Source organism: Mycolicibacterium hippocampi (genome assembly GCF_010723735.1).
Classification (GTDB): Bacteria; Actinomycetota; Actinomycetes; order Mycobacteriales; family Mycobacteriaceae; genus Mycobacterium; species Mycobacterium hippocampi.
The window spans coordinates 832,952-858,233 of record NZ_BLLB01000002.1; the positions used below are offsets into that span (position 1 = coordinate 832,952).

Here is a 25,282-nt window from a genome sequence, read left to right on the forward strand (position 1 = left end):
CAACGGCGATGGCCGGAACAGCCTCAGCTCATCGCCGAGCTGAGGCAACAGACCGACCCCTTGAGTTCTTCCACTAAGGAGATTTCATGTTCAGCCCGCCTGATCTGCCGTCCGGCATGGGCATTGCGCTCATGCTGGGCCTGGGAGCAGTACTGTTGGCCATCGCTCTGATCGTGCGGACGATGGTCAAGAACACGCACGATTTCGTGATCGCCGATCGCCGCATTGGGTTTGGGTTCGGAGTCGGCTCGGTCATCGCCGTGTGGACGTGGTCCATGGCAGTCATGATGTCTTCAGCCCAAGCGTTCACCTTCGGCACGTCCGGCTTGATCTGGTTCGTCGTGCCGAACGGCCTCGCTGTAATGGTGATGGTGGTCTTCGCTTCCCGGCTGCGGCGACAGATGCCAGCCGGGTACACGATCGTCGAGTTCATTCGGGAACGCTTTCAGAACAAGCCGGCAACCACCGTGATGCTCGTGGCGATGTTGTTGGGCTTGCTGGCAGAGATCTTCATAAATCTCTTCGGAGTAGTGATGGTCATGAGCGTCGTCTTCGAGTTGAACACCACTACGGTGCTCGTCGTCGCCCTGGCTACCGTGACGGTGTACTCCTACTTCGGCGGGCTATGGACCTCGGCCGTCACCGCAACCTTCAACACCTTGCTGATCACCGTGCCATCGGCCATCGTCGTGCTCTACGTGCTGGCGAAAGTCGGGGGCCCCGGGGTGGTGTTCCAGGCGGTCGACGAAGCTGGTCCCAATACCCTCAACGCATTCGACGGTACAGCCGCAGCCGCCTTCGGAATCTCTCTGGCGCTGGGACTTCTCGCGTCGACCATGGCAGATCAGACCTTCTGGCAGAAGGCATTCGCCATGAAGCCGGCCACCATGAGTCGAACATTCCTCTGGGCGGGAATCTGGTTCTACCCAATACCGCTGGTGATGGGCTTACTCGGCCTCGTGGGCCTGGGTCTCGGAGTTACCACCGCAGATCTTGGCGACGTAGGGTCGGGTGGGATCGGTCCGTACGTAGTCAGTCATCTGGGACTGCCTGTCATCCTGGTTGCGCTGTACGTCCTCGTGATTCTCAATGCTTGCTATTCATCGATGGACGGGGCGTTTGCCGCGCTTGCTTCCATCGTCGCGGTCGACGTGTTGAAGCGAGTGAGGCCGAATATGGCACCCAAGAAGCTTTTTCGTGCAACTAAAGCCTCGATCATCATTGCTGGGGTCATCGGTGGTCTGATCGTAAGTTCCGGCATCGACTATGTGGAGTTGGTGACCACCGTCTTCTTCCTCAAGGCAGCACTGATCGTTCCGCTTGCGTTGGCGATTTTCTGGTCACGAATGACCTCGACGGCATTCGTTTCGAGTCTGGTATTGGCCATTGCCATCGGATACCCCGTGCGGCAGTACGTCGGTGAACTGCCGGGAATCGTGACGCTGGAGAGCATCTCGCTGATTGCCGCGGTCGGTGTCAGCTTGATGTCCCGGCAACGATTCGACTACACGACCTTGCGAAGTAAGGGACCAGCGTTGGGTCAAGAGGAACAGGCCATGCTGACGAACGTCCGAGCCGGAGCTAGCGAGAAGGATCCTGTCCTGTGACCATCTTTTGGATCGTTGCCGTCCTTGGTGGCCTTGTGTGCATCGTCTATCTGACGCTGGGTGTGCGGGCCTTTACCACTGTCCGGCGAGACATACTGGCAGCAGCAGGCGGGACCACCGATGACCCTGGGGAACTTCCCACCGATATTCACCGAGGGTTCGTGTGGAAAGCGCTTGTGGGAGTGACCGCTTCGTCACTGGTAATTGTGCTGCTCGGGGTGGGGGGCATCTTCTGGTACCTACCCGTCATTCTGGCGATTGGTTCAGCAATAGCAGTGATCACGGGCTTCGTCATTGACGGCCGGCAGGCAGTCGCCGATGGCATCAGTCGTTCGAACCTACCCGAGAGGACAATCTAGATGACCAAGAAGAAGATGCACCTGCTGGGATTCGTCCAGCACGGGGTGATGAACCATGCGTCGACGATGTGGGCGCATCCGCGCGACAAGGTCGGATACCACTGGTCCAAGCCGGAGTACTGGCGGGATCTGGGCCGCACGATGGAACGCGGCCTTTTCGATGCGATGTTCATCGCCGACGAATTGGCGCCATACACCACCTACAAGGGCAGTTCGGACCCGGTGGTGAAGTATGCCGGGCAATGCCCAGTGCATGAACCCGCAGCGGTGGTTCCCATTGTCGGCGCGTTCACAAAACACCTCGGAATCGGCATCACCTTGTCGACTTCCTTTGTCCCGCCGTACATGATGGCACGCCAGCTCTCCACTCTCGATCACTTGACCGGCGGACGAGTCGGATGGAACATCGTCACTTCGTACTCCAAGAGCGAGTTCCAGGCGATGGGCAAGGACAACCTCACGCCACGCGACAAGCGCTATGAGGTCGTCGAAGAGTACATGGATCTGTGCTACCAGTTGTGGGACTCCTGGGATGACGATGCGATCGTCTACGACCGCGAGAACGGGATTTTTGCCGACCCGTCCAAGGTGAAAGAGGTCGACTTCCAGGGCGAATTCTTCCGATCGAAGGGCCGGCATTTTGTCGCCCCCTCACCACAGAAGCGCCCGGTGTTGTGGCAGGCTGGTTCGTCACCGCAAGGTCGTGAGTTTGCGGCCAAGCACGCTGAATCGGTGTTCGGCATCTTCCCTACGCCGAAAAGCATGCGCAGCTACGCCGACGACATCCGCACCAGGGCCGATAACCTCGGACGCGATCCAGAATCGGTGAAGTTGATCTACGGCTTGCAGACCATCATCGATCGTGACAAGTCTCGGGCTAACGACAGGTACGCCGAGTTTGTCGAAAAGGTGCAGATCGAAAGCGCACTCGGAATCCTGTCCGGTCACACAGGTTTCGACTTCTCGACGCTTGGCCTGGACGACAACGTCGTGGATGCGGACGTGCAGGGCATCCGCGGTCTGTTTGACGCGATACTCGAGGCCAAGGATGGGGCTCCGGTCACGGTGCGGGAGGCCGCGCAGATCTACGGAGTGTCGTTGGGCGCACCCGTTGCGGTGGGCACTCCGTCCGACGTGGCTGACCAGATGGAACAGTACATCGACGAGGGCGGATGCAATGGATTCATGATGCTGGCCACCGATACCCCGGGCTGTTTCAACGACATGACTGAGCTGCTGGTACCAGAGTTGCAGCGCCGCGGTCGCTTTCGGACGCGCTATCCAGGAACAACGTTGCGGGAGAGTCTGCAGGAGTACTGACGATACCGACCTGAGTCAGATCACCCTGGTTCGCCCCAGCCGATCGAACTAGCAAGCGCACCGCTCGAGCGGACGCAATCGGAGTCCATGCTGCCGCGATCCCGATTGAAGCGGCTGAGGACGACCGTCGCCTTGTCGTGCGCAAGAGGAGTCAAGAACTACATGAGCACCGAACCGGATCTTGAGGCCGAAGTCGATGACAGGGACCTACGGGCACTGCTCGCCCGGGTACCAAGCTGCGTCATCGCGGTGACCGCCCGGGTGGACGACCGACCTGTGGTCATGGTCGTCAGCAGTTTCGTTGGAATCTCCCTGGCTCCAGCGTTGGTCGGGTTCTGTGCACAGGCCACGTCGACGACGTGGCCCTTGATCAAGCGGGCCGACTCGATCGGGCTTAGCGTGCTGGCGGAGCAGCACAAGAATGATGTCCGCACTATGGCAGCGAGAAGCGGAGACAGACTCGCTGGCATGGAAACATTTGCCGTGGCCGATGGAACCCCCTTCATTTCTGGTGCCACAGCGTGGCTGCAGACCGATCTGCTGAGCGAAACGCTCCTTGGGGATCACGCATTCGCGGTGCTCTCAGTCCGAGGTCTGCGGGTCGGTGCGAACGGGCCGCTCGTCTTCCACGAGGGCACGTTTAAGGGATGCGCTGGACTGGTAGCGCACTCAGCAGGGTGACCCAGTGCCTAGGTCCACTTGACTGGACACAATGAAATGAACTGAGGCGGACGTGCATACAAACAGTCGGCTGGAGATGTGCGTTCAGACCGAGCAGGCCCAGACCGAAGAGCCGAGTGCAGTCGACAGTGGCGCGCCACCCAGCTGCGAGGAACGCGGGCGGCCCGGCATCGGATTCTTCCATCAGGTAACGCCGAACCTCTTCGCGTCGGTCATGGGCACGGGCATTGTCGCCACCGTGTCCGCGCGGTTCATTGGGATCTCTTCTGGGTTTGCATACTTCGGAACCGCGGTGTGGATCCTGGCGTCGATGTGGTTGTTGGTACTGATTGCGGGGTTCACCGGCAACTGGCTGAGGCACCGCGAACAGGCTTTGGCACTCTTGCATAATCCGGTCAATCTCCCTTTCTACGGGACGATTCCCATGGCATTACTGACGGTCGGATCGGGTGCAATGCTATTCGGACCGGCCTTCTTCGGGTCGGTGGCCGTCTGGATAGCCGGAAGCTTCTGGATTCTCGGAACATTGCTGGGGATCATCACCGCTGTCGCGGTTCCCGTGCGGGCTGTGTTGTCCACGTATCAACCGTCCGATTACACACTGCCATCGTGGATGCTGCCGGTCGTACCCCCAATGGTGTCAGCCACCACCGGCGCTGGGTTGTTAGACCACATCCCGGATACAGGGCTGCAAACAGCTCTCCGGATTTGCTGCTACAGCTTGTTCGGCATGGCGCTCATCGTCGGCATGCTGACTCTCGCAATGATTTACAGCAGACTTGTCTGTGACGGCGCCCTCAAGCCAGCGATCGCACCCACCGTCTGGATTCCGCTGGGAGTCATCGGGCAGTCAATCGCCGCTGCGAACTTTCTCGGTGTCCACCACGGTACGGAGCTGACAGGCGCGCTGTTTTCGCTCCACGAGTTGAGAACCATCGGCGTCGTCTTCGGTGCCGCCATGTTCGGGTTCGCGGTGTTCTGGGTTGCGTTCGCCATGGCGCTCACAGCCCATGGTGCTCGGGTGGGCATGTCCTTCTCGCTGAGTTGGTGGAGCCTGGTGTTCCCCGTCGGCGCCACCGCCCTCGGACTGTCTGCCCTCGCGGAAGCCACCGGGCTGGCCGCGCTGGATGTGGGCGCGCTGTGCTTGTACGTCGCGCTGGTAAGCATCTGGTGCGTTGTCGCAGTTGGCTCGATAGTCCGCGGCCACCTCGCTTGGTGGCGCTAAATGCAGAGATCAGCGCGACCGATGACGGCGCTGAGAGTTTGTTGGCTAATCAACTACTCGCCGCGGCCGGTCTGCTGGCGCAGGTTGTCGATCATCTCGGAGGCCTGCGCCTTCGTTGCGTCCTCGGGAACCTCTTGCCCGGCCTCCTGGGCCAGCGTGTGCAGATAGCTGCGTTGCGCACCCGTCATGGGTTCGTCACCGGTCACCCACTGCGACGTGTCCTTCTCCGGGTTCTCGCTCGGCGCTTGCTTGGTGTTGTCAGTCAACTTCGTCACCTCCGCACCCCGGGTGCCCATCGCACGCCTGTTCGAAACGCGGGCCGGGACGGGAAAAGGGACAACCCGGATGAGCAGGGCAGCGGCGACCTGAAAGTATCGACTCGTGGGCAACAAGGAACGCTCGAAGATCGTCATGTCGGACGCCGAGATCGCCGAATTCGTCGAACGCAGCCGCACGGCCACGATGGCCACCGTGCTGCCGAGCGGCCGGCCGCACCTGGTGGCGATGTGGTACGCGGTGCTCGACGGAGAGATCTGGTTCGAGACGAAGGCCAAGTCGCAGAAGGCGGTCAACCTGCGTCGGGACCCGACGATCACCGTGATGATCGAGGACGGTCAGACCTATGACACGCTGCGCGGGGTGTCGATCGACGGCGAGGCCGAGATCATCGACGATCCCGACACCAACCTTCGGGTCGGCATCAGCGTGTGGGAACGCTACACCGGGCCTTATAGCGACGAGATGCGCCCGTTCGTCGACCAGATGATGAACAACCGGATCTGTGTGCGGGTCATCCCGTCCCGGATGCGCAGCTGGGATCACCGGAAACTGGGCATGCCGGGCATGCCGCTGTCCGGCAGCACCGCCCAGTACCTCTGACCGGCGTCAACGGCTGGCGAGCAGTCGCTTGACGTCGGCCGTGACCGGGTCGACGTGGTCGCCGAACTCGGCGTGCTTGTCGATGAAGTTGGCGATCATCGGACAGACGGGCACGATCCGCAATCCGGCCTCCCGGGTCGCTTCGAGCGCCTCGCGAACCAGGATGGTCCCCAGCCCGCGCCCGCCGAACTCGTCGTCCACCTCGGTGTGCGGGAAGATGCGCTGGTCGCCGTGGTCGATGTACTCGGTGAAGCCGGCCTTCTGCCCGTCGACCGAGATGCTGAAGCGGTCAGCTTCGGCGGTGACGTCGGTGGGGGCGCCGTTCTTGTCGGTAGTCATGGTGTCCACGTATACCCAGATTCACGGCGCCGGATTGCCTCGCGGTCGTAATCGGCCGTTCGGCAGGGGAGGCGCGGGCAGCCGAGCCGTGGCGCCGCGGTAACCGTCGACGGCACCGAATCGGGCGTCGTGGCTTTCCCATTGCTCGCGGTAGGCCACGATCTCGTCGTGGCTGCGGCCGACGAAGTTCCACCACATGACCAGGTGCTCGCCGAACGGTGTCCCGCCCAGGAGGACGGCCCGCGCCGGGCCGTCGCCGCGATTGGCCAGGTGCAGGCGCCGGTGGCCCGGACGCTGGTAGGCCAGGTCGGCGACCGCGAGCACCTCACCGCAGGCTTCGAGGACGCCCTGGTCGAGCAGCACGCCGTGCTCGAACGTCTCGTCGATGTCGAGGGTCAGTTCCGCACCGGCCTCGAGGTCCAGCTGGGCACCGAGCAGCGGGGTGAACGTGTGCACCGGGGAACGGTTCCCCTCGAGTTCGCCGAGGAACACCCGCACTGTGGCGCCGCCGCGGGACTGGGGTCGTGGGACGTAGTGGGCGAAGTCGCGGCCGGTGTCGCGGGCGGCGTCGGGCAGCGCCACCCACAGCTGCACTCCGTGCAGCACCGAGGTGTCGGCCGTCGACACCTCGGAGTGGCAGATGCCCGCGCCTGCGGTCATCAGGTTCAGTTCCCCCGGCCGCACCAGCGAGTGGATGCCCGCGCTGTCGCGGTGCTCCACCTCGCCGCTGAACAGCCAGCTCACCGTCTGCAGACCCGTGTGCGGATGCGGGGGCACGTCCATCCCGGTCCCGCCGCGCACGTCGTGCGGCCCGTAGTGGTCGGCGAAGCACCACGCTCCGATCAGCGACCGTTCCCGTTGGGGGAGGGTGCGGCGAACGCGAATCGCCCGCGGCCCGCCCAGGGGTACCTCGCGCGGATGCAGCACCCCCGCGAATGGCGAAGCGGCACACTCGACTTCGGTAGGCGCGGCATCGGTGTTGCTCACGTGTCCACAGTAGCCTCCTCGGCGGCGGGCAGGACCATGGTCGACCGGATGATCTCGCGGTCGGCGTCGTCGATGCGAAACACCCCGAAGCGGAACTTGTAGCCCCAGCGGTTCTTGTCCTCGATGAAGTCCAGCCGATCGATCAGCGGCCGGATCGGTGCAGGTGCGCACTCCAGGAAATCCACATTGCGCCGCCACGGCTGGAAGTCCGCTGACACCTCGACCTGATAGGGCTCGTCATCGGCGACCCGGCCGATCGCGGTGAACGCCTGCAACGGCGGACCGTCGGGATGCGTCTCCCGCGGTGAGTAGAAGATGATCCAGTCACCACGTGCCATCTTGCGCAGCATGTGCGGCTTGCCGTGATTGGCCTGTGTGAAGCGTCCCCGCACGCCGCGCTCGACATGGGCGCGGCTGACGGTGTTGATCCAGTTCGTCATGACCGAACGCTATGCCCGGCCGCCGACACCGCGGTGCCCGTGCGTCGCGGCCTGTGGACAACCCATCGAGGGGCCTGTGGATAGAGTTCGACAACATGGGCGACAGCAGGCTGACGGCGGAGGAACTGCGCAACACCACCTTCGAGAAGCCGCCGTGGCCCAAGCGCGGCTACGCCGAGAAATCGGTGCACGATTTCCTCGCCCTGGCGGCGCGCCGGCTCGAGGGGCGGGGACATCTGCGCGCCGACGACATCCGCGGCGTGCGCTTCAACAAGGCGCCGTTGGGTAAGCGGGGTTACGACCCTGCGCAGGTCGACGCGGTGCTCGCCGAAATCGTCACAACCATCGAGCATCTCGACAGGTGACGCGGGCGATCGTCGACCCTGACGGTGGTCGCGCCGAGATCACGGAGACGGCGTGACCGAGGCCGGCGGCTTGAGGATGGGCAGCGCCGCAGGCCGCTGGGTGCTGCTGGCTACGGTGCTCGGCTCGGGAATCGTGATGATCGACAGCACCGTGGTGAACGTGGCGCTGCCCCACATCGGCAGCGACCTCGGCGCGGGTTTTGTCGGACTGCAGTGGACCATCAACGCCTACACGCTGACCCTGGCGGCACTGATCCTGCTCGGCGGATCGCTCGGTGACCAGTTCGGGCGGCGCCGCATCTTCCTGATCGGGGTCATCTGGTTCGCGGCGGCATCGGCCGCGTGCGGCCTGGCGCAGAACGTCGAGATGCTGATCGCGGCCCGCGCGCTGCAGGGCGTCGGCGGTGCGTTGCTGACCCCGGGCAGCCTGGCACTGATCTCCGCGTCGTTCTGCAAGGCCGACCGTGCCGCCGCGATCGGCGCCTGGTCCGGCATGGGCGGACTGGCCGGCGCCGTCGGCCCGTTCCTCGGCGGCTATCTCGTCGAGATCAGCTGGCGAGCCATCTTTCTCATCAACCTCCCGTTGGCCGCGGTGGTCGTCGCGGTGACCGTGCTGCGGGTGCCCGAAAGCCGTGACACGGAGTCGGCGCCGGGGCTTGACGTGAGCGGCACGATCCTCGCGGTGGTGGGTCTGGCCGGATCGACCTATGGGCTCACCGAACTCGCCAACGGGGAAGCGACCCCGGCCGCGGTGGTCGCAGTCGCCGCGGGTGTGCTCGCGATGCTGGCTTTCGTGGTGGTCGAGCGTGGTTCCGCCCGCCCCCTGGTGCCTCCTTCGTTGTTCTCAGACAACACCTTCCGTGTCGCCAACACCATCACCCTGCTCATCTACGGCGCCCTGGGCGTGGTGTTCCTGCTGCTGGTGCTGCAACTGCAGACGGTCGCCGGCTTCAGCCCTATCGCCGCCGGGACGGCGCTGCTGCCGGTGACGGCAGTGCTGCTGGTGTTCTCCTCGCGGGCAGGAGCGCTGGCCGGGCGGATCGGGCCGCGCCTGCCCATGACCGTCGGCCCACTACTGGCCGCTGCCGGCCTGCTGCTGATGATGCGGATCGGACCGAGCGCGTCGTGGGTTGCCGACGTACTACCCGCAGCCCTGGTGTTCGGCGCCGGCATGGCGCTCGTCGTGGCACCCCTGACCGCTGCGGTACTCGACTCCGCCCCAGACCATCTGGCCGGTTCGGCCTCCGGCGTGAACAACGCCCTGGCCCGCAGCGGCGGTCTGCTGGCGGTGGCCCTGATACCCGGCCTCGCCGGCTTCAGCGGTGCCGACTACGCCGACCCGGACGCATTCGACGCCGGATTCCACGTCGCGGTCGCGATCTCAGCAGGTCTGCTCGTGGTGGCCGCGACCATGGCATTCACCGGTCTGAAGTCCGGCGCCGCAGCAGGAGCACCAAAAGCTCGGATGCGCGTCGAAGAGAACACGCACTGCCCGACCGTCGGGCCCTCGCTGTACCCGGGGTCGGACAGCCGTCCCTGACCGGCGCACCTATCCTCCAGGAATGTCTGAGCCTGAGGGCCCGCGCCCCGACCTGACGGAGTTGCTGCGGCGACGCGCACTGACCGAGGACGCGGCGCGGCCCGATGCCGTGGAACGCCGACACGCCCGTGGCGGGCGCACCGCGCGGGAGAACGTCGAGGACCTCGTCGACGCGAACTCCTTCGTCGAGTACGGCCGGTTCGCGATCGCCCCGCAGCGGATGCGCCGCGACGTCGAGGACCTCATCGCCCGCACCCCGGCCGACGGCCTGATCGCGGGCACCGCCCGGATCAACGGAAACCAGTTCGGCGACGAGCGCTCGGCGTGCGCGGTGCTGTCCTACGACTACACCGTGCTCGCCGGGACGCAGGGCGCGCTGGGGCACCGCAAGAAGGACCGGCTCTTCGAGCTCATCCACCGGATGCGGCTACCCACCGTGTTCTTCGCCGAAGGCGGCGGTGGCCGGCCGGGGGACACCGACTATCCCGTGGTATCCGCGCTGGACACCCGCGCATTTGCACTGTGGGCCAAGCTGTCCGGTGTGGTGCCGCGCATCGCGGTGGTCAAGGGACGCTGTTTTGCCGGAAACGCCGTCATCGCAGGCGCTTCCGATCTGATCGTCGCCACCGAGGACGCGTCGCTGGGCATGGGCGGGCCGGCAATGATCGCGGGAGGCGGTCTCGGCGACGTGCCGCCCGACGAGGTCGGGCCGATGTCGGTGCAGGAACCCAACGGCAACGTCGACGTCGTCGTCGCCGACGAAGCCGAGGCGGTCGCGGTGACCAAACGCCTGCTCAGCTACTTCCAGGGATCGCTGGCGGAGTGGACCGAGGCCGATCAGACGACCTTGCGCACTGCGGTGCCCGAACGGGAACGGCGCGCCTACGACGTCGTCCCCATCATCGAGACGCTCGCCGACGAAGGATCGGTGACCATCCTCCGGCGGCGCTTCGCCCGGGAGATGGTCACCGCGCTCGCCCGCATCGAGGGCCGGCCCGTCGGCGTCATCGCCAACGACACCCGGTTCACCGCGGGCGCGATCACCGCCGCCGCCTCCGACAAGGCGGCGCGCTTCCTGCAACTCTGCGATGCGTTCGGGCTGCCCGTCGTGTCTCTCATCGACTGTCCCGGGTACATGGTCGGCCCGGCTGCCGAGGCGGAGTCGCTGGTGCGGCGCGCATCACGAATGCTGGTCGCCGGGGCGGCAGTTCGGGTACCTATCATCGCGGTCGTGCTGCGGCGCGGGTACGGATTGGGAGCGCAGGCGATGGCCGGCGGCAGCCTGCACGAGCCGGTGCTGACGGTCGCGTGGCCGGGAGCGCACCTGGGACCGATGGGCCTGGAAGGCGCGGTGCGGCTAGGCCTGCGCAAGGAACTCGACGCGATCACCGACGCGGACGAACGGGAGGAGCGGGTGCGCGCGGCCACGGCCGCCGCGCAGGAGAACGCGAAGGCCCTGAATGCTGCGATGCTGTTCGAGATCGACGACGTCATCGACCCGGCGGAGACCCGTTCGGTCGTCGCCGCAACGCTCGCGGCAGTGGGTCCACCGGCGCCGTCACGGAGCCGTTTCATCGACACCTGGTGACATGGTGACCTGCGAGAGCTGTAGGTCCGCTCAGTCGCGTTTGGCCCCGTACCGCAGCAGGACCGTGCCACAAGGGAAAGTGCGGTTCTCCAACAGTCGCAGCGAGATCCATGACGGCAGCGTCGGGAAGAACGGTGTCCCGCCGCCCACCGCGGTAGGTGCGATCACGATCCGGTACTCATCCACCAGCCCGGCCTGCACGATCGGTGCTGCCAGCGCCGCCCCGGCTACCTCTAGCTGGCCCTCGGTTTCGGCCTTCAGCTTGGACACCACCTCGACCGGGGCGCCACGTTCCAGGCATGAGTTCCAGTCGACGGACTCCAGGGTGCGCGAGAACACGACCTTGGGCATGTCGCGCCAGATGTGCGCGAAGTCGACGATCAGAGGGGTGGCGTCCGGGTCCTTGTCGGCGGTCGGCCAGTACGCGGACATCAGGTCATAGAGCCGCCGCCCGTAGAACGCCAGGGCGGTCTCCCGCTCGAAGTCGTTCCAGTACTGGTGGAGCTCGTCGCTCGGATCGGACCAGTCGATGTTGCCCTGCGCGTCGGCGATGTAGCCGTCCACCGACACGTTGAAGCCGTAGATCAGTGTGCCCATGCAGCTCAGACTGCACCGGAGGGCAGAACTCATCGCGACAACACACGGGAGGCTGCATCAGCGCAAAAGTGGGGACGGTGCCGCCATGGCGCCTCTCGGCGAGTGGTCGCTCGTAGCGACTCGGTAGTTGGGGCCCGGGGCATGCCCGGCACCGTCGAGACATAGAACGGCACCCGTCCCGGCAGTATTCCGAGGCCCGCCGCCGACCCCCCGAGAGCGGCGGCGGGCATTCGCATGTCAGGCGCTTTCCGCGTAGTAGACGCGACGTTCACGGACGGGAAAGCCGTTGCGTTCGGCCAGCGACTGGAGCTGCCGCAGAGCAAACGTCCGTCCGCGGCCGGCCTCGGGGACGTAGATGCCGGCCCAGAGGCCTTCCGCCCGGGGAAGTTCGCAGGCTTCCCGTGCGCACATCCACCGCCTAGGGCACGCCCGGCAGATTGCCTTCGCCTCGTCGTCGGCGGTCGTCGTCCACCGCTCGGGTTCCTGGGTGCACGCGCCGACCGGCGTCTCGTCCCACGGCATCACGTTCATCTTCTGTCGCTCCTCTGTGTGCTGGGGCGGCCCGTTCGCCGCGACGCTGCAAAAGGTAACCGACAAACCGTAGCGATGCAACGGTTAGTGCAACGGAACCGAAGCGGATCGTCCCGCGCGGGAGTGGTCCAGCCCGCGAAGTTTCACATTGAAAGCGAGCTCTAACTGCGAATACGCGGTGTCGCCGCCCAGCCGCCCTGCGGCGAAGACTTTGCCGAAATGTGTAGCGTTGACGCGGTTGGAGAGGGTGTAAAGGTGTAGCTTTGACACGGAACCATCGCGGACCATCGGGCCGAGCCGTAGCGGCGGCATGGCTGATCGGTACGATGTCCGCGCCGATCCGACAAACCCAGCACGAGGAATCCCGGTAGATGACCAAGGCGGAGTCGATCGACGAATCGGCCGACGCATTGGACCCCGGGATGGCCAGGGCGGGGGCGGCCGCAGCTGCCCGCAGGCGTGAGCTCGACATCAGCCAGCGCAGCCTCGCCGCCGACGGCATCATCAACGCCGGCGCGCTGATCGCGTTCGAGAAGGGCCGCAGCTGGCCGAGGGAGCGGACCCGAGCAAAGCTGGAAGAGGTCCTGCGGTGGCCGCCCGGCACCATCACGAGGCTGCGCAAGGGTGAGACCCTGCGGTCCCCGGATCCTGTCCCCGCGCCCCCTGTCGCGGCCGGCGTAGACGAGGTGTCGCTGATCGCGCAGGCGGTCATCACGGCGGTCAGCACGTTCCACTCGACCGTCACCTCGCTGCCGCCCACCCACGACCCTGCGTTCACGCCCCGGGTGACCGGCATCTTGTCGGATCTGCGTCAACTCGAGGCAGTCGCTGCACGTGCGGCCCGGATCGGGAGGGTGACGCCCGCGCTGATCAAGGCGCTGGGCACGGTCCGCAGCCTCTACGACGATCTGATGGTCCGGGCCGCAGGTGCGCCACACGCCACGCTCGGGCAGCGGCTCTACGCCGCACGCCGCGCCGCGAACCTGACGGTGCTCGAAACCGCCCAGGCCGCAGGGGTTTCCGAGCAGGCGATCCAGCAGGCTGAAGCCGAGGAGCCGATCTCGGCGGCCGAAGTCGGAGCCATCGAAGAACTGGTCGGGCAGATCGCCTGAGCGCCGCGATCAGGGCTGGGCGCGCGACCGGCCGTCCCGCGTCGGAAAGTGTGACGCCAAGGCGGCACAGATCTCGAGGAACCGACGGCGGGTGGGTCGCGACATCTCGCGGGTTCCGTCGATGACGCCGCCCGGGCGCAGCTGCCCGTCGAACGGAACCTCGAACACCAGCTGACCGTGGTTCGAGAACTGCTGCGCGAGAATCGTCTTGGTGCGTTTGTCGGCGTGACCGTCGGAGTCGTTGAGGACCACGATGGTGCGTTGCAGCAGGCCGGTCAGGCCGCGGTTGGCCAGCCAGTCCAGCGTCTGCCCGGCCGCCGCGGCGCCGTCCACCCACGGTGTGGACACCACGACCAGCGCATCGAGGTCGCGCAGCACCTCCTGGGTGACGGGGGTGTCCATCGTCGAGCTGCAGTCGACGACGGAGATCGTGAAGTGACGATCGAGGCGAGCGGTCGCCTCGCGGTAGATGGCCGGGTCGAGCACCCGGCGCCGCGCCGGTGTCGCCTCGCCCGCGAGCACGAACAACCCGGCGGCGTTGTGTCCGACCCTGCTGCGCACATCGGCGAACGTCTCCAGGTGTTGATCGCCGGCCAGCTCCCAGAACGACCCCTGAGCTTTCGGGTCGACGCGGCTGCCAAGCTTGCCGAACGCGGTGTCGGCGTCGACGGCGACCACCCGATCATCCTGCCGCAACTCCGCGAGCACCGATCCGATGACGGCCGACACCGTCGTCTTGCCGGCGCCTCCCTTGCCCATCACACCGATCTTGAAATGGCCGCGTATCGGCCCCCGGATCGTGGCTTCGAGCTCGGCGAGCCGGCGTTCCTCGGGGGACGGCCCGAGGTTGACCAGACCGAACGTGGCCTTGTACACGCCCAGCCGCCAACCTCGTCCGGGGACGGGCTTACGGGCGGGAACCAATTCCTCGGCGCGGATCCGGTCGGCGTAGGACCCTGGACCCGGGTCGGGTTGGCCGGGCCACGGGCCGCCGCGATGCTGCGGGTTGATGCCGGGTGGCGGCGGAGGCGGGGAAGGACGAGCGGGTTGCGGCCCGGGCGCCGGGCGCAGCTGGTTCGGGCCTTCGGCACCGTGCAACGCCGGCTCGTGCCCCGGCCATCCCCGGTCTTGCCGCAGTGCGTCATCGCGGTTCGTCACAACGTGTCTCCTCCGTGTGGTCCGTCGCGGGCGCTGCGTCGTCGTCACCTTCGACTCAGCATCCGCAAGGCTAGCCGCCCGACATACCGAGCAAACTATCTGCAGGAGACTGCAGGGTCCGGACAGTGCCTGTCGCCGGGGGCGTTCAACGGTGGCCGACGGTAGCTCAACTCGACGCCTGCTGGCGGTCGGCTCGGGCCGCGACCCATGTCGGTAACCCCCATCTATGTTTGCCGAAGCCCATAATCTGCAGTTCCAGAGCATTGTAGCTATTGCTGTATTGCATTGAGTGTCGGCAATCAGGGTGGCCGTACGTGACCGAAATTGTGCACGGGAGGGGGTCAACCCGCTGGTACGCTCCCGATGGGAAGGGGTGTGCACGGATGGGTCTGTTCGACGGTGCCGAGGACGTCGGCAAAGTTGTCAGCGATGTCGTTGACGGTCGCGCCCCGCTCGGGTCGTCGGTCCTGGATGCGGGACGGATGCTGATCGCCGAGATGCGCGGGACCACCGGCTCGGGCACCCCCGAATTCGGCGAGTCATTCAGGCACGGTGCGGTGCGATTCTCCGGTGCCGCCGAGACGGTGAGCGCGGCCTACCCGGGCGGAGAATGGCAGGGTGCGGGCGCCGAGGCCTATGCGGCCGCAAACCGTCGACAGTCCGACCACGCGATGTCGATGGCAGTGCTGGACCGCGACGTGCAGACCGTCATCGCACGGGAGGCCGACCAGGTGGCCTATCACCGCGCCCGGCTGGACGACCAGTCCGAATACCTGGGTGGCCTGAGCTACGCCACCTCGTCGATCGCCCGCATTCCCGGCGTGGGCGAGGCGATGAAGGCGGTATTCGAGTTGTCGGCGGTGAAATCCGCCCTGAGCGTCAGCAGCGCGGAACTCGATCAGCTCTCGCTGGAGGTCGGCGACAACGCCGCACACCTGCAGCGACTCGCCGGTGAATACTCGGCGCTGACGGAGAGGAAAGGAGCCCCGGTCAAACCCGACGACGTACCCGGACGGCCGGCGTCCGACGAGCCGCCGGCGTCCGAGCCGGTTGACTCCGCCGCTGAGCAGTCCCTACCGGTCGCGGAGCCGCTGCGGATCGCCGAGGTGACACCTGAACTCCCGCCGACTCACGTCACCGGCGGCGCGGCACCGTTGCCGGCCGACAGGCCCGTGCCACCGGCGCCCACATCGGCGATGCCGACCGATGCGATGTCGGGTATGTCCTCGGCCTTCGGGCTCGTCGGCGGCATGATCGGATCGATGGTCGCCCCGATGGCAGCCGTGATGACCGGGGTCGCCGGGGCTGCGGGCCAGTCGTTGTCCGCGCTGACCTCGGCAGGGGGCGCCGACACCGGTGGATCCGTCGGCGATGAGGTCGTCGCACGGACGCCCGCCGACGACCCGGCCGACGATGGTTCCGACCGGGACGTCGACAGCGCAGACAGCGACGTCGGCGCCGGCGGCGCTGCGTCCACCGGCGTTGCCGAACCCCCGGGTTCACCGCCGCTGCCGCGGGACGAGGTGGAATCCGGGCCGCCGCCCGCACCGCCGGCGCCGACGAGACCGCCGCAATAGAGAGCAGGAGTCCCCCATATGTCCCGTGCGTCAGTGAAGGTCACCACCGACCACCTCCGGACCCTGGCCGGCAGACACGGCCAGGCGGCGGTCGAATTCAGCCACGCCGGCGACTCGGTGTCCGGTGTGGACAGCGGGATCCGCACATCACACGGCACCATCGCGTCGTCCACTGCGCGCGCCGTCGAGGCGATCCAGCAGGCGAGACATGATGCCGCGAACAGCGCCGCCGACCGATCGCGCTCCCTCGGCGACACCTTGACGGCCGCTGCCGATGGTTATGAGACAACCGATTTCGACTCGGGGCGCCGGCTGGACGAACTGACTCGGCGCGGCGCGCTGCGGCTGTCGCCATGACGGCCGGCGCGTTCTTCGGAGACGGTGAGCCCACCCACTACGACGATGTGGTCGGGGTGGAAGTGACCATCGACGGCCTGTTGGTCATCGCCGATCGTCTCCACCTCGTGGACTTCCCGCTGTCTCTGGGCATCCGGCCGAACATCCCCTATGAAGACCAGCGGGTCCTGGTGTGGGACCAGGTGACCCGGGACTTGACCGCGCAGGGGATTCTCACCGCGTTCGGCGACCCACATCCGGAGGTCGCTGCGATGGTCGACGCCCTGAGTCGGCCCGATCGAACCCTGGACTGCCGTTGGTGGCGCCGCGACGTGGGTGGCAAAATGGTGCGCTTCGTGGTGTGTCGCAAGGGGGAACGTCATGTCGTCGCCGCGCGCGATGAGGACATGCTGGTGTTGCAGCGGGTGGCTCCGCAGGTCGGCCTGGCGCCCATGGTGAACGTGGTCATCGGCGATGCAACACCGGCGGAGGTCGAACCGCTGACCGGTATCGCGGCGAAGTTGGCAGAAGCCCGGACCGCGGATGAACTCGGACAGTACGGCCTGCCACCGTCGTCGGCCCGGATCTACGCCGACGCGACCACGAATCCGGACAGCTGGGTGGAGATCACCGCCAACGAGCGCCACCCGGGGGGGACGTACTCGCAGGCGGGGGTGGGGGCCGGAGTTCTCGATTCGGCGCACGGCAGAATCGTCTCGATTCCGCGTCGGGTCAGCGGGGAGCTGTACGGCAGCTTCCTGCCCGGGACGCCGGAGAACCTGCAGCGCGCCCTCGACGGCCTCATGGAGTTCCTTCCCTCCGGAACCTGGTTCGACCGCCACGTCGGGGCCGACGCAGGTGAGACCGACGCATCGTTGCCGGACTGAGAGAGGCGATACACGGTGGCCGTACCCCCGCCCGGTGATTCCCCTTCCGAGGAGGCGAATCACGACGATCTGGCGGCGCTGGACTTCGGCGTCGTCGGCGACGGCGCGGGGGAGACAGACCTGGGGGCGATCCTCGGCGGCTACTCCTCGGCCAGTGCGGTCGACGCCACTGCACACGACGACGGGGCGATGCACACATTCACGGTCACCAACCCTCCCGGCACGGTGACAGTGACGACCTACCTGGACGGGCGGGTGCAGCAGATCGAGCTGTCGCCCAAGGCGGCCACGCTGGCCGAGGCCGTCCTCGCCGACGAGATCGTGGTCGTCGCCGACTTGGCAACCCGAGACGCCAGGTCCGCCCAGTACACCTTCATGCTGGACGGCATGCGAGCACACGGACACGACAACGTCGCCACCCGAGACTTTCTGAATCGCGATCTCGATCTGCCCACCCCTGAACAGGCTCAGGCCGCAAGGGCCGAACTGTTCACAACCCGCTATGCAGGTGAGGAATGACCGAACATCTGGCAAGTGTCTTCGGCACCGCGGTGGGCATGCTGCCCACCTCCCCGGCCCGGTCGCTGGACATGTTCACCGACATCACCATTGCCGACGAATCCGCCTGTGACGCATGGGTGGGCCGCATCCGCTGCGGCGACACCGACCGGGTGACGATGTTTCGGGCGTGGTACTCGCGGACCAACTTCGGGCAGCTCGCCGGGGCCGCCGAGATCTCGATGAACAGCCTGGGCGCCCGCATCCCGATCGGCGGGCAGTACGGGGACATCACCTATCCGGTGAACTCTCCGCTGGCCATCACCATGGGATTCGCGGTCACCGAAGCCGCCGAGGGCAACTACGCCGACGCGATGGAGGCTCTCGAAGCAATCCCGTCCGCGGACGCCGAGCACCTGGTGTCCTGGGTGAAGGCCGTGATCTACGGTGCGGCGCAGCGCTGGACCGATGTGATCGAGGAGGTGCGGGGCGCCGGTTCGTGGCCGGACAAGTTCCTGGCCGCCGCGGCCGGGGTCGCGCACGGGGTGGCCGCGGCCAATCTCGGCCTGTTCACCGAGGCCGAACGGCGCCTGATGGAGTCGAATTCGTCACCCGCAGGTGAGGCGTGTGCTCCCGCAATCGCCTGGTACCTGGCGATGACCCGCCGAGGTCAGGGCAACGAGGAGGCCGCGGTCGCCCTGCTGGAGTGGCTGCAGGCAACCCATCCCTCACCGAAAGTCGCGGCAGCGCTCCAGGATCCGACGTACCGACTGGAGACCACCACCGCCGAGAAGATCGCCGCCCGCCGCGACGCGTGGGATCCCGCCAGCGTGGTCGCGGACAACTCCGGCCGGGAGAGACTGCTGGCGCAAGCGCAGTCGGAACTGGACCGCCAGATCGGCCTGACGCGGGTGAAGGACCAGATCGAAGGTTACCGCGCAGCCACCCAGATGGCCAAGGTACGAGCGGCCCGCGGGATGAAGGTCGCTCAGGCATCCAAACACATGATCTTCACCGGCCCACCGGGAACCGGCAAGACGACCATCGCACGCGTCGTCGCCAACATCCTCACCGGTCTGGGTGTGATCGCCGAACCGAAACTCGTCGAGACATCCCGCAAGGACTTCGTTGCCGAGTACGAAGGACAGTCGGCGGTCAAGACCGCACGCACCATCGATCGGGCGATGGGAGGTGTGCTTTTCATCGACGAGGCCTACACCCTGGTGCAGGAACGCGACGGCCGTGCAGATCCGTTCGGCACCGAGGCTCTCGATACGCTACTGGCCCGGATGGAGAATGACCGCGACCGGCTCGTGGTGATCATCGCCGGCTACGGCAACGACATCGACCGGTTGCTGGAAACCAACGACGGCCTGCGCTCGCGCTTCTCCACCCGCATCGAGTTCGACTCCTACTCACCGGAAGAGATCGTCGACATCGCGAAAGTGATTGCCGCCGGCGGCGATTCAACCCTCAGCGACGAGGCGGCCAAACAAGTGCTGGACGCGGCGACGCTGTTGTCCCAGAGCACCGTGAGCGGCAAGCCGGCACTCGACGTCGCGGGAAATGGACGTTACGCACGTCAGCTCGTGGAAGCCGGCGAGCAGACCCGCGACATGCGGCTGGCCCGGTCGCTGGACATCGAATCCCTTGCCACCGAACAGCTCAGCGAGATCAGCGGTGAGGACATGGCTGCAGCGATCGCGTCGGTGCACGGCCGACTGAATCCGAGCGGGTAGCTGATGGCGGGATTCCGGCTCACCACCAAGGTCCAGGTCAGCGGCTGGCGTTTCCTGCTTCGCCGCGTCGAGCACGCGATCGTGCGTCGCGACACCCGGATGTTCGACGATCCGCTGCAGTTCTACAGCCGCGCGGTGACCGCGGGCATAGTCATCGCGGTCCTGATCTGCCTGGGCGCAGCGTTGCTCGCCTACTTCAAACCACTCGGAAAGCGGGGCGGTGACAGCCTTCTGGTCGACCGCACCACCAACCAGCTGTACGTGGTGCTGCCGGACAGCGGGCAGCTGCGGCCTGTGTACAACCTGACCTCCGCGCGGTTGGTTCTCGGCAACAACAACACCCCGGTGGCGGTCAAGTCCGAGGAACTCGACAGGATGCCGAAGGGGCAGCCGCTCGGCATCCCGGGCGCACCGTATGCCACCCCGGTGTCCTCGGCGCCCGAGTCGCAGTGGACATTGTGCGACACCGTCATCAAGCCGGAAAGTGTTGCGCCGACCGTCGATACCGCGGTACTGATCATGCCGCTGGCTCTGGACTCGTCCGTCGGGCCACTGCGCCCCGAACAGGGCATGCTGATCTCCTATGAGAACCAGGACTGGCTGGTCACCGAGGCCGGACGGCACGCCATCGACCTGTCCGACCGGGCTGTCACCTCCGCGGTCGGGATCCCCGTCACGGCGCGCTCGACGCCGATCTCGGAAGGGGTGTTCAACGCGCTGCCCGACGCGGGCCCGTGGCGACTGCCCGACATCCCCGGTGCGGGTGCGCCGAACACGGTGGGCCTGCCGCCGGAACTGGTGATCGGATCGGTGTTCAAGACCGTCACCGATTCCGGCGAGCTGGCCGACGAACAGAACTACGTGGTGTTGGCCGGCGGTGTGGCCAAGGTCAACGACACCACCGCAGCCGCGCTGCGAGCCACCAACTCCTACGGGCTGATCTCGCCGCCGTCGATGGAACCGAGCGCGGTCGCTCGGATCGTCGAGCAGGTGTACAACTCGCCGTTGCCGGACAGCCCAATGGACGTCCTTCTGCGGGAGGACATCCCGACGTTGTGCTGGTCCTGGCAACGTGAGCCCGGTGACCAGGCACCCAGAACTACGGTGATCGCGGGTCGCCGGTTGCCGTTACCGGCAGAAGCCCTGAGCACCGGAATCCGACAGATCACCGGCGACGCCACGGTGCACATCGAAGGCGGACAGTACATCCGGCTGCAGTCACCCGACCCTCGCTACGGTGAGAGCCTGTACTACATCGACCCGCAGGGGGTGCGCTACGGGCTCCCGGATGAGGACGTCGCCTCGAAGCTGGGGTTGAGCGCGCCACGTACCGCTCCCTGGCAGGTGGTCAGCCTACTGGTGGATGGCCCGGTGTTGTCGAAGGAGGCGGCGCTCGTCGAACACGACACGCTGCCCTCGAATCCGAACCCCCGCAAGGTCGGTGCCGATGGTGCGGCCGCTCCCGCGGGTGTGAGCAGTGGAGGCGGCGGATGACGACTCGCAAGTTCACCCCGATCATCAAACGGGGGCCGCGGCTGACCCCGGGCGAGATCAACGTCACCCCGCCTGAGGACCTCGGCATCGACATCCCGCCCTCGGGTATGCAGAAGGCGCTGCCCTGGGTGCTCGGCGGGTGCATGCTCGGCATGATCGCGATCATGATCTTCAGTGGTGTGCGACAACTTTCGCCGTACATGCTGATGATGCCCCTGATGATGGTGATGGCCGCCGTGGGGTTGGTGGCCAGCGGTGGCAGCGGGGGCAAGAAGGTGCCCGAGATCAACGCCGACCGCAAAGAGTACTTGCGTTACCTCGCGGGACTGCGCACCCGGGTGACCTCCTCGGCCGCAGCGCAGGTGACCTTCTTCAACTACCACGCACCGCACCCGGACGACCTGCTGTCGATCATCGGCACCCACCGACAGTGGTCACGTGCCGCCAACGCGGACTTCTACGCTGCGACCAGAATCGGCATCGGATCCGAGCCCGCGGTCGACCGGTTGCTGAAGCCGGCGGTGGGCGGTGACCTCGCCGGACCTGCGGGTGCTCCCCAGGCGCACCTCGAGCCCGTCAGCCACATGTGGGTGACGAAGTTCCTGCGAACTCACGGCTTGATTCACGACTGCCCGAAACTGGTGCAGTTGCGCACATTTCCGACCATCGCGGTCGGCGGTGACGCCGACGGGGCGGCTGAACTCCTGCGAGCGATGATCTGCCACCTGGCAGTGTTCCATCCGCCGGACCTACTACAGATCCGGGTGCTCACCGACAATCCCGAGGAACCCGATTGGGCGTGGCTGAAGTGGCTGCCGCACGTCCAGCACCAGTCCGACGCCGACGCGGCGGGCTCCACCCGGATGGTGTTCACCCGGCCTGACGGGCTCAGCGATCTGGCTGCCCGAGGCCCGCACACCGCCGACGCCACGCCCAGCGGCCCGTACGTCGTCGTCGTCGACCTCACCGGTGGCCGTGCCGGCTTCCCCGCCGACGGCCGAGCTGGGGTCACCGTGCTCACGTTGGGCAACCACCGGTCCTCTTACCGGGTTCGGGTCGACGCTGACGGCACCGCCGACGACCGGCTGCCGAATCAGACGTTCCGTCTGGTGGCCAGTCAAGTGGACCGGATGACACCGGGCCAGGCCGAGCGGGTGGCGCGCAAACTCGCCGGATGGTCGATCACCGGCACCATCATCGACAAGAGCACCCGCGTACAGAAGAAGGTCGCCACCGAGTGGCACGAGATCGTCGGGGCACAGTCCGTCGAGGAGGTGACGCCCGCGCGCTGGCGGATGTTCACCGACACCGACCGTGACCGGTTGCGGATCCCGTTCGGGCACGAACTCAAGACCGGCGACATCATGCATCTCGACATCAAGGAGGGCGCTGAGTTCGGCGCCGGCCCGCACGGCATGCTGATCGGCACCACCGGATCGGGTAAGTCGGAGTTCCTCCGCACGCTGATTCTCTCCCTGGCCGCTACACATCATCCCGACCAGGTGAACCTCCTGCTGACAGACTTCAAGGGCGGGTCGACATTTCTGGGGATGGAGAAGCTCCCGCATACCGCTGCGGTGGTGACGAACATGGAGGAGGAAGCCGAGCTCGTCAGCCGGATGGGGGAGGTGCTGACCGGTGAGCTGGACCGCCGGCAATCGATCCTGCGCCAGGCCGGCATCCAGGTAGGTGCCGCCGGCGCGCTGTCTGGCGTCGCCGAATACGAGAAACATCGCGAGCGCGGAGCCGACCTGCCGCCGCTGCCAACGTTGTTCGTCGTCGTGGACGAGTTCGCCGAGTTGCTGCAGAACCATCCCGACTTCATCGGGCTGTTCGACCGGATCTGCCGTGTGGGTCGGTCGCTTCGTGTCCACCTGCTGCTGGCCACGCAGTCGCTGAACACCGGCGGCACCCGCATCGACAAGCTGGAGCCCAACCTGACCTACCGGATCGCGCTGCGCACCACCAGTTCTGCAGAGTCCAAGGCGGTCATCGGGACCCCGGAGGCGCAGTACATCTCGAATAAAGAGAGTGGCGTCGGGTTCCTGCGAGTGGGGATGGAGGATCCGGTCAAGTTCCAGACCGTGTACACCGGGAACCCCTATGTGCCGGTTACGGTGGCGTCCGGCGATGGGGACGCCGCGCCGCGGGCAGTGGACAACAGCATTCGCATCCACCGCTTCACCGCCGCCCCGATCCTCGACGCGACGGTGGTCCAATGAGCATCGAACCCGAGCAGAAGGTGCTGCGCGAGGTCGTACTCAACCAGCTCACCACCGGAGACAACCACGCGTATCGAATGTGGCTGCCCCCCTTGGCTGATCCCACGCCGGTCAACGAACTCGTCGCCCGCGACTACGACCGAAGACCGCTGCGGATCGGGCTCGGGATCATGGACGAGCCGCGGCGGCACCGGCAGGAGGTGTGGGGCATCGACGTCGCGACCGCGGCCGGCAACATCGCCGTCGGTGGTGCGCCGCAGACGGGCAAGTCGACCTTCCTGCAGACGTTCATCCTCTCGGCTGCCGCGTCTCATACCCCGCGTGAGCTGCAGTTCTACTGCGTCGACATGGGCGGCGGCGGCCTGATGTACATCGAGGATCTGCCCCATGTCGGCGGCGTTGCCACCCGGGCCGAACCCGACCGCGTCAACCGGGTGATCGCCGAGGTGAAAGCCGTTCTGCGGCAGCGTGAGCAGACGTTCAAGCAGTACCGTGTGGGGTCGATGGCCGATTACCGGCAGATGCGCGAGGACCCGAACAACCCGGCGTCTGCGGATCCGTTCGGCGACGTGTTCCTGGTGATCGACGGCTGGCCGGCCTTCGCCGCGGAGTTCACCGATCTGGAAGCGGTCGTGCAGGACATCGCCGGCCAGGGGCTGGCCTACGGTGTGCACACCGTGATCTCCACGCCGAGGTGGACGGAGCTCAAGGCACGCATCCGGGACTATCTGGGCACCAAGGTGGAGTTCCGGCTGGGAGATGTGAATGAGACGCAGGTGGACCGCATCACCCGCGAGATCCCGCTGAACCGGCCGGGGCGTGCCGTGTCAACCGACAAGCACCACTTGATGATCGGGGTGCCACGGCTCGACGGTGTGCACAGCGCCGACGGCCTGGTGCCGGCCATGTCGGCCGCTGTGCAGGAGGTCGCCGCGCGCCATACCGACGAGGCGCCTCGGGTGCGCGTCCTGCCCGACCGGATCCACCTGCACCAACTGGACCCGGCGCCTCCGGGGCCGGAATCGGACTACCGGACCCGTTGGACGATTCCGGTGGGTGTGCGGGAGTCGGACCTCACGGTGGCGCACAGCCACATGCACAGCAGTCCGCACCACCTGATCTTCGGCGCACCCAAATCCGGCAAGACCACCATCGCCCACGCGGTGGCGCGGGCGATCTGCGCTCGGAACAACCCCGATCAGGTGCGCTTCATGGTCGCCGACTACCGGTCAGGCTTGCTGGAGGCGGTCCCGGACACCCATCTGCTGGCCGCCGGAGCGATCAACCGCAACCACACCACCCTCGAGGCGTCGATCAAGGCCCTGGCGATCAATCTGACCAAGCGGCTGCCGCCGGCAGACCTGACGCCGTCGCAGCTGCGAGCGCGTTCATGGTGGACGGGCCCGGACATCGTGCTGCTGGTTGACGACTGGCACATGATCGTGGCGGCTGGAGGGATGCTGTCGCCGATGGCACCGCTGTCGCCGCTGCTGCCCGCCGCCGCCGACATCGGTCTGCACATCATCGTCACGTGCCAGATGAGCCAGGCACACCGGGCCACCATGGACAAGTTCGTCGGAGCGGCGTACGGGGCCGGAACGCCCACGATGTTTCTCTCCGGGGAGAAGCAGGACTTCCCGTCGCGGGAGATTCTGGTCAAGAAACGGCCCCCAGGTCAGGCATTTTTTGTCACCCCCGATGGGAAGGAAGTGATCCAAGCGGCGTATGTGGATCCACCCGAAGAATAAGTGTGCAGAGCACCCCCTGTCGGCGGTTAGTATTGTTTCCGGGAACGTCCAGC

The 25,282-nt window shown here is 66.3% G+C and carries 25 protein-coding genes; 18 read left to right on the forward strand and 7 right to left on the reverse strand.

Annotated features, from left to right (window positions below; translation table 11 throughout):
* The first annotated feature begins 86 nt into the window (after positions 1-86).
* The 5 genes from G6N53_RS05075 (at position 87) to G6N53_RS05095 (ending at position 5,192) form a co-directional block, all read left to right on the forward strand.
* Positions 87-1,607: a sodium:solute symporter family transporter gene (locus G6N53_RS05075; RefSeq protein WP_205390293.1), complete on the forward strand. Its 1,521-nt coding sequence runs from the start codon at positions 87-89 to the stop codon at positions 1,605-1,607.
* Positions 1,604-1,966: a hypothetical protein gene (locus G6N53_RS05080; protein ID WP_163887516.1), complete on the forward strand. Its 363-nt coding sequence runs from the start codon at positions 1,604-1,606 to the stop codon at positions 1,964-1,966. Before G6N53_RS05075 ends, G6N53_RS05080 begins: the two co-directional genes overlap by 4 nt.
* Positions 1,967-3,286, forward strand: coding sequence for an LLM class flavin-dependent oxidoreductase (locus G6N53_RS05085; RefSeq protein ID WP_163887517.1), 1,320 nt, complete (start codon positions 1,967-1,969; stop codon positions 3,284-3,286).
* A gap of 162 nt (positions 3,287-3,448) precedes the next feature.
* Positions 3,449-3,967 carry a flavin reductase family protein gene (locus G6N53_RS05090; RefSeq protein ID WP_163887518.1) on the forward strand — a complete coding sequence of 173 codons (519 nt, stop codon included), beginning with the start codon at positions 3,449-3,451 and terminating at the stop codon, positions 3,965-3,967.
* A gap of 52 nt (positions 3,968-4,019) precedes the next feature.
* Positions 4,020-5,192, forward strand: coding sequence for a TDT family transporter (locus tag G6N53_RS05095; protein ID WP_163887519.1), 1,173 nt, complete (start codon positions 4,020-4,022; stop codon positions 5,190-5,192).
* Between the two features lie 53 nt (positions 5,193-5,245).
* Here the strand turns inward: G6N53_RS05095 and G6N53_RS05100 are convergent, their stop codons facing one another.
* A complete protein-coding gene (locus tag G6N53_RS05100) occupies positions 5,246-5,458 on the reverse strand; it encodes a DUF3072 domain-containing protein (RefSeq protein ID WP_163895480.1) in 213 nt (70 codons plus the stop codon).
* Between the two features lie 115 nt (positions 5,459-5,573).
* Here G6N53_RS05100 and G6N53_RS05105 point away from each other — a divergent pair, with 115 nt between their 5' ends.
* A complete protein-coding gene (locus tag G6N53_RS05105; RefSeq protein WP_163887520.1) occupies positions 5,574-6,071 on the forward strand; it encodes a pyridoxamine 5'-phosphate oxidase family protein in 498 nt (165 codons plus the stop codon).
* 6 nt (positions 6,072-6,077) lie between these two features.
* Here G6N53_RS05105 and G6N53_RS05110 read toward each other — a convergent pair whose 3' ends face one another.
* The 3 genes from G6N53_RS05110 to G6N53_RS05120 are packed head-to-tail and all read right to left on the reverse strand — an operon-like array spanning position 6,078 to position 7,837.
* Positions 6,078-6,410, reverse strand: a complete 333-nt coding sequence (locus G6N53_RS05110; RefSeq protein ID WP_163887521.1) for a GNAT family N-acetyltransferase — start codon at positions 6,408-6,410, stop codon at positions 6,078-6,080.
* Between the two features lie 21 nt (positions 6,411-6,431).
* A complete protein-coding gene (locus tag G6N53_RS05115; RefSeq protein WP_163887522.1) occupies positions 6,432-7,397 on the reverse strand; it encodes a pirin family protein in 966 nt (321 codons plus the stop codon).
* Positions 7,394-7,837: an EVE domain-containing protein gene (locus tag G6N53_RS05120; protein WP_163887523.1), complete on the reverse strand. Its 444-nt coding sequence runs from the start codon at positions 7,835-7,837 to the stop codon at positions 7,394-7,396. The genes G6N53_RS05115 and G6N53_RS05120 overlap by 4 nt, the downstream gene beginning before the upstream one ends.
* 95 nt (positions 7,838-7,932) lie before the next feature.
* On the opposite strand from G6N53_RS05120, the gene G6N53_RS05125 reads away from it, so the two are divergent.
* The 3 genes from G6N53_RS05125 to G6N53_RS05135 all read left to right on the forward strand — a co-directional run bounded on the left by G6N53_RS05125 (position 7,933) and on the right by G6N53_RS05135 (position 11,330).
* Complete coding sequence (locus tag G6N53_RS05125; protein ID WP_163887524.1) at positions 7,933-8,202, forward strand: DivIVA domain-containing protein; 270 nt, start codon at positions 7,933-7,935, stop codon at positions 8,200-8,202.
* Positions 8,203-8,278: 76 nt separating this feature from the next.
* Positions 8,279-9,742 (forward strand): MFS transporter, encoded by a 1,464-nt coding sequence (locus G6N53_RS05130; RefSeq protein ID WP_163895481.1) that lies wholly within the window; start codon positions 8,279-8,281, stop codon positions 9,740-9,742.
* 22 nt (positions 9,743-9,764) lie between these two features.
* Positions 9,765-11,330 (forward strand): acyl-CoA carboxylase subunit beta, encoded by a 1,566-nt coding sequence (locus G6N53_RS05135; RefSeq protein WP_163887525.1) that lies wholly within the window; start codon positions 9,765-9,767, stop codon positions 11,328-11,330.
* A 30-nt stretch (positions 11,331-11,360) separates the two neighbouring features.
* Here the strand turns inward: G6N53_RS05135 and G6N53_RS05140 are convergent, their stop codons facing one another.
* Positions 11,361-11,927: a dihydrofolate reductase family protein gene (locus G6N53_RS05140; protein ID WP_163887526.1), complete on the reverse strand. Its 567-nt coding sequence runs from the start codon at positions 11,925-11,927 to the stop codon at positions 11,361-11,363.
* Between the two features lie 237 nt (positions 11,928-12,164).
* A complete protein-coding gene (locus G6N53_RS05145; protein ID WP_163887527.1) occupies positions 12,165-12,458 on the reverse strand; it encodes a WhiB family transcriptional regulator in 294 nt (97 codons plus the stop codon).
* Between the two features lie 371 nt (positions 12,459-12,829).
* On the opposite strand from G6N53_RS05145, the gene G6N53_RS05150 reads away from it, so the two are divergent.
* Positions 12,830-13,570: a transcriptional regulator gene (locus G6N53_RS05150; protein ID WP_163887528.1), complete on the forward strand. Its 741-nt coding sequence runs from the start codon at positions 12,830-12,832 to the stop codon at positions 13,568-13,570.
* A gap of 9 nt (positions 13,571-13,579) precedes the next feature.
* Here G6N53_RS05150 and G6N53_RS05155 read toward each other — a convergent pair whose 3' ends face one another.
* Positions 13,580-14,728 (reverse strand): MinD/ParA family ATP-binding protein, encoded by a 1,149-nt coding sequence (locus G6N53_RS05155; RefSeq protein ID WP_163887529.1) that lies wholly within the window; start codon positions 14,726-14,728, stop codon positions 13,580-13,582.
* Positions 14,729-15,111: 383 nt separating this feature from the next.
* On the opposite strand from G6N53_RS05155, the gene G6N53_RS05160 reads away from it, so the two are divergent.
* The 8 genes from G6N53_RS05160 to eccCb are packed head-to-tail and all read left to right on the forward strand — an operon-like array spanning position 15,112 to position 25,229.
* Positions 15,112-16,305, forward strand: coding sequence for an EspA/EspE family type VII secretion system effector (locus G6N53_RS05160; protein ID WP_163887530.1), 1,194 nt, complete (start codon positions 15,112-15,114; stop codon positions 16,303-16,305).
* 18 nt (positions 16,306-16,323) lie between these two features.
* On the forward strand, positions 16,324-16,662 hold the full coding sequence (locus G6N53_RS05165) for a type VII secretion target (RefSeq protein ID WP_163887531.1): 339 nt from the start codon (positions 16,324-16,326) through the stop codon (positions 16,660-16,662).
* Positions 16,659-17,528 carry an ESX secretion-associated protein EspG gene (locus tag G6N53_RS05170; protein WP_163887532.1) on the forward strand — a complete coding sequence of 290 codons (870 nt, stop codon included), beginning with the start codon at positions 16,659-16,661 and terminating at the stop codon, positions 17,526-17,528. The genes G6N53_RS05165 and G6N53_RS05170 overlap by 4 nt, the downstream gene beginning before the upstream one ends.
* A gap of 15 nt (positions 17,529-17,543) precedes the next feature.
* On the forward strand, positions 17,544-18,047 hold the full coding sequence (locus tag G6N53_RS05175; RefSeq protein WP_163887533.1) for a hypothetical protein: 504 nt from the start codon (positions 17,544-17,546) through the stop codon (positions 18,045-18,047).
* On the forward strand, positions 18,044-19,765 hold the full coding sequence (gene eccA, locus G6N53_RS05180; protein WP_163887534.1) for a type VII secretion AAA-ATPase EccA: 1,722 nt from the start codon (positions 18,044-18,046) through the stop codon (positions 19,763-19,765). The genes G6N53_RS05175 and eccA overlap by 4 nt, the downstream gene beginning before the upstream one ends.
* Positions 19,766-19,768: 3 nt before the next feature.
* Complete coding sequence (gene eccB, locus G6N53_RS05185) at positions 19,769-21,259, forward strand: type VII secretion protein EccB (protein ID WP_163887535.1); 1,491 nt, start codon at positions 19,769-19,771, stop codon at positions 21,257-21,259.
* Positions 21,256-23,481: a type VII secretion protein EccCa gene (gene eccCa, locus G6N53_RS05190; RefSeq protein ID WP_163887536.1), complete on the forward strand. Its 2,226-nt coding sequence runs from the start codon at positions 21,256-21,258 to the stop codon at positions 23,479-23,481. The genes eccB and eccCa overlap by 4 nt, the downstream gene beginning before the upstream one ends.
* Positions 23,478-25,229: a type VII secretion protein EccCb gene (gene eccCb / locus G6N53_RS05195; RefSeq protein ID WP_163887537.1), complete on the forward strand. Its 1,752-nt coding sequence runs from the start codon at positions 23,478-23,480 to the stop codon at positions 25,227-25,229. The genes eccCa and eccCb overlap by 4 nt, the downstream gene beginning before the upstream one ends.
* Positions 25,230-25,282: the final 53 nt, after the last annotated feature.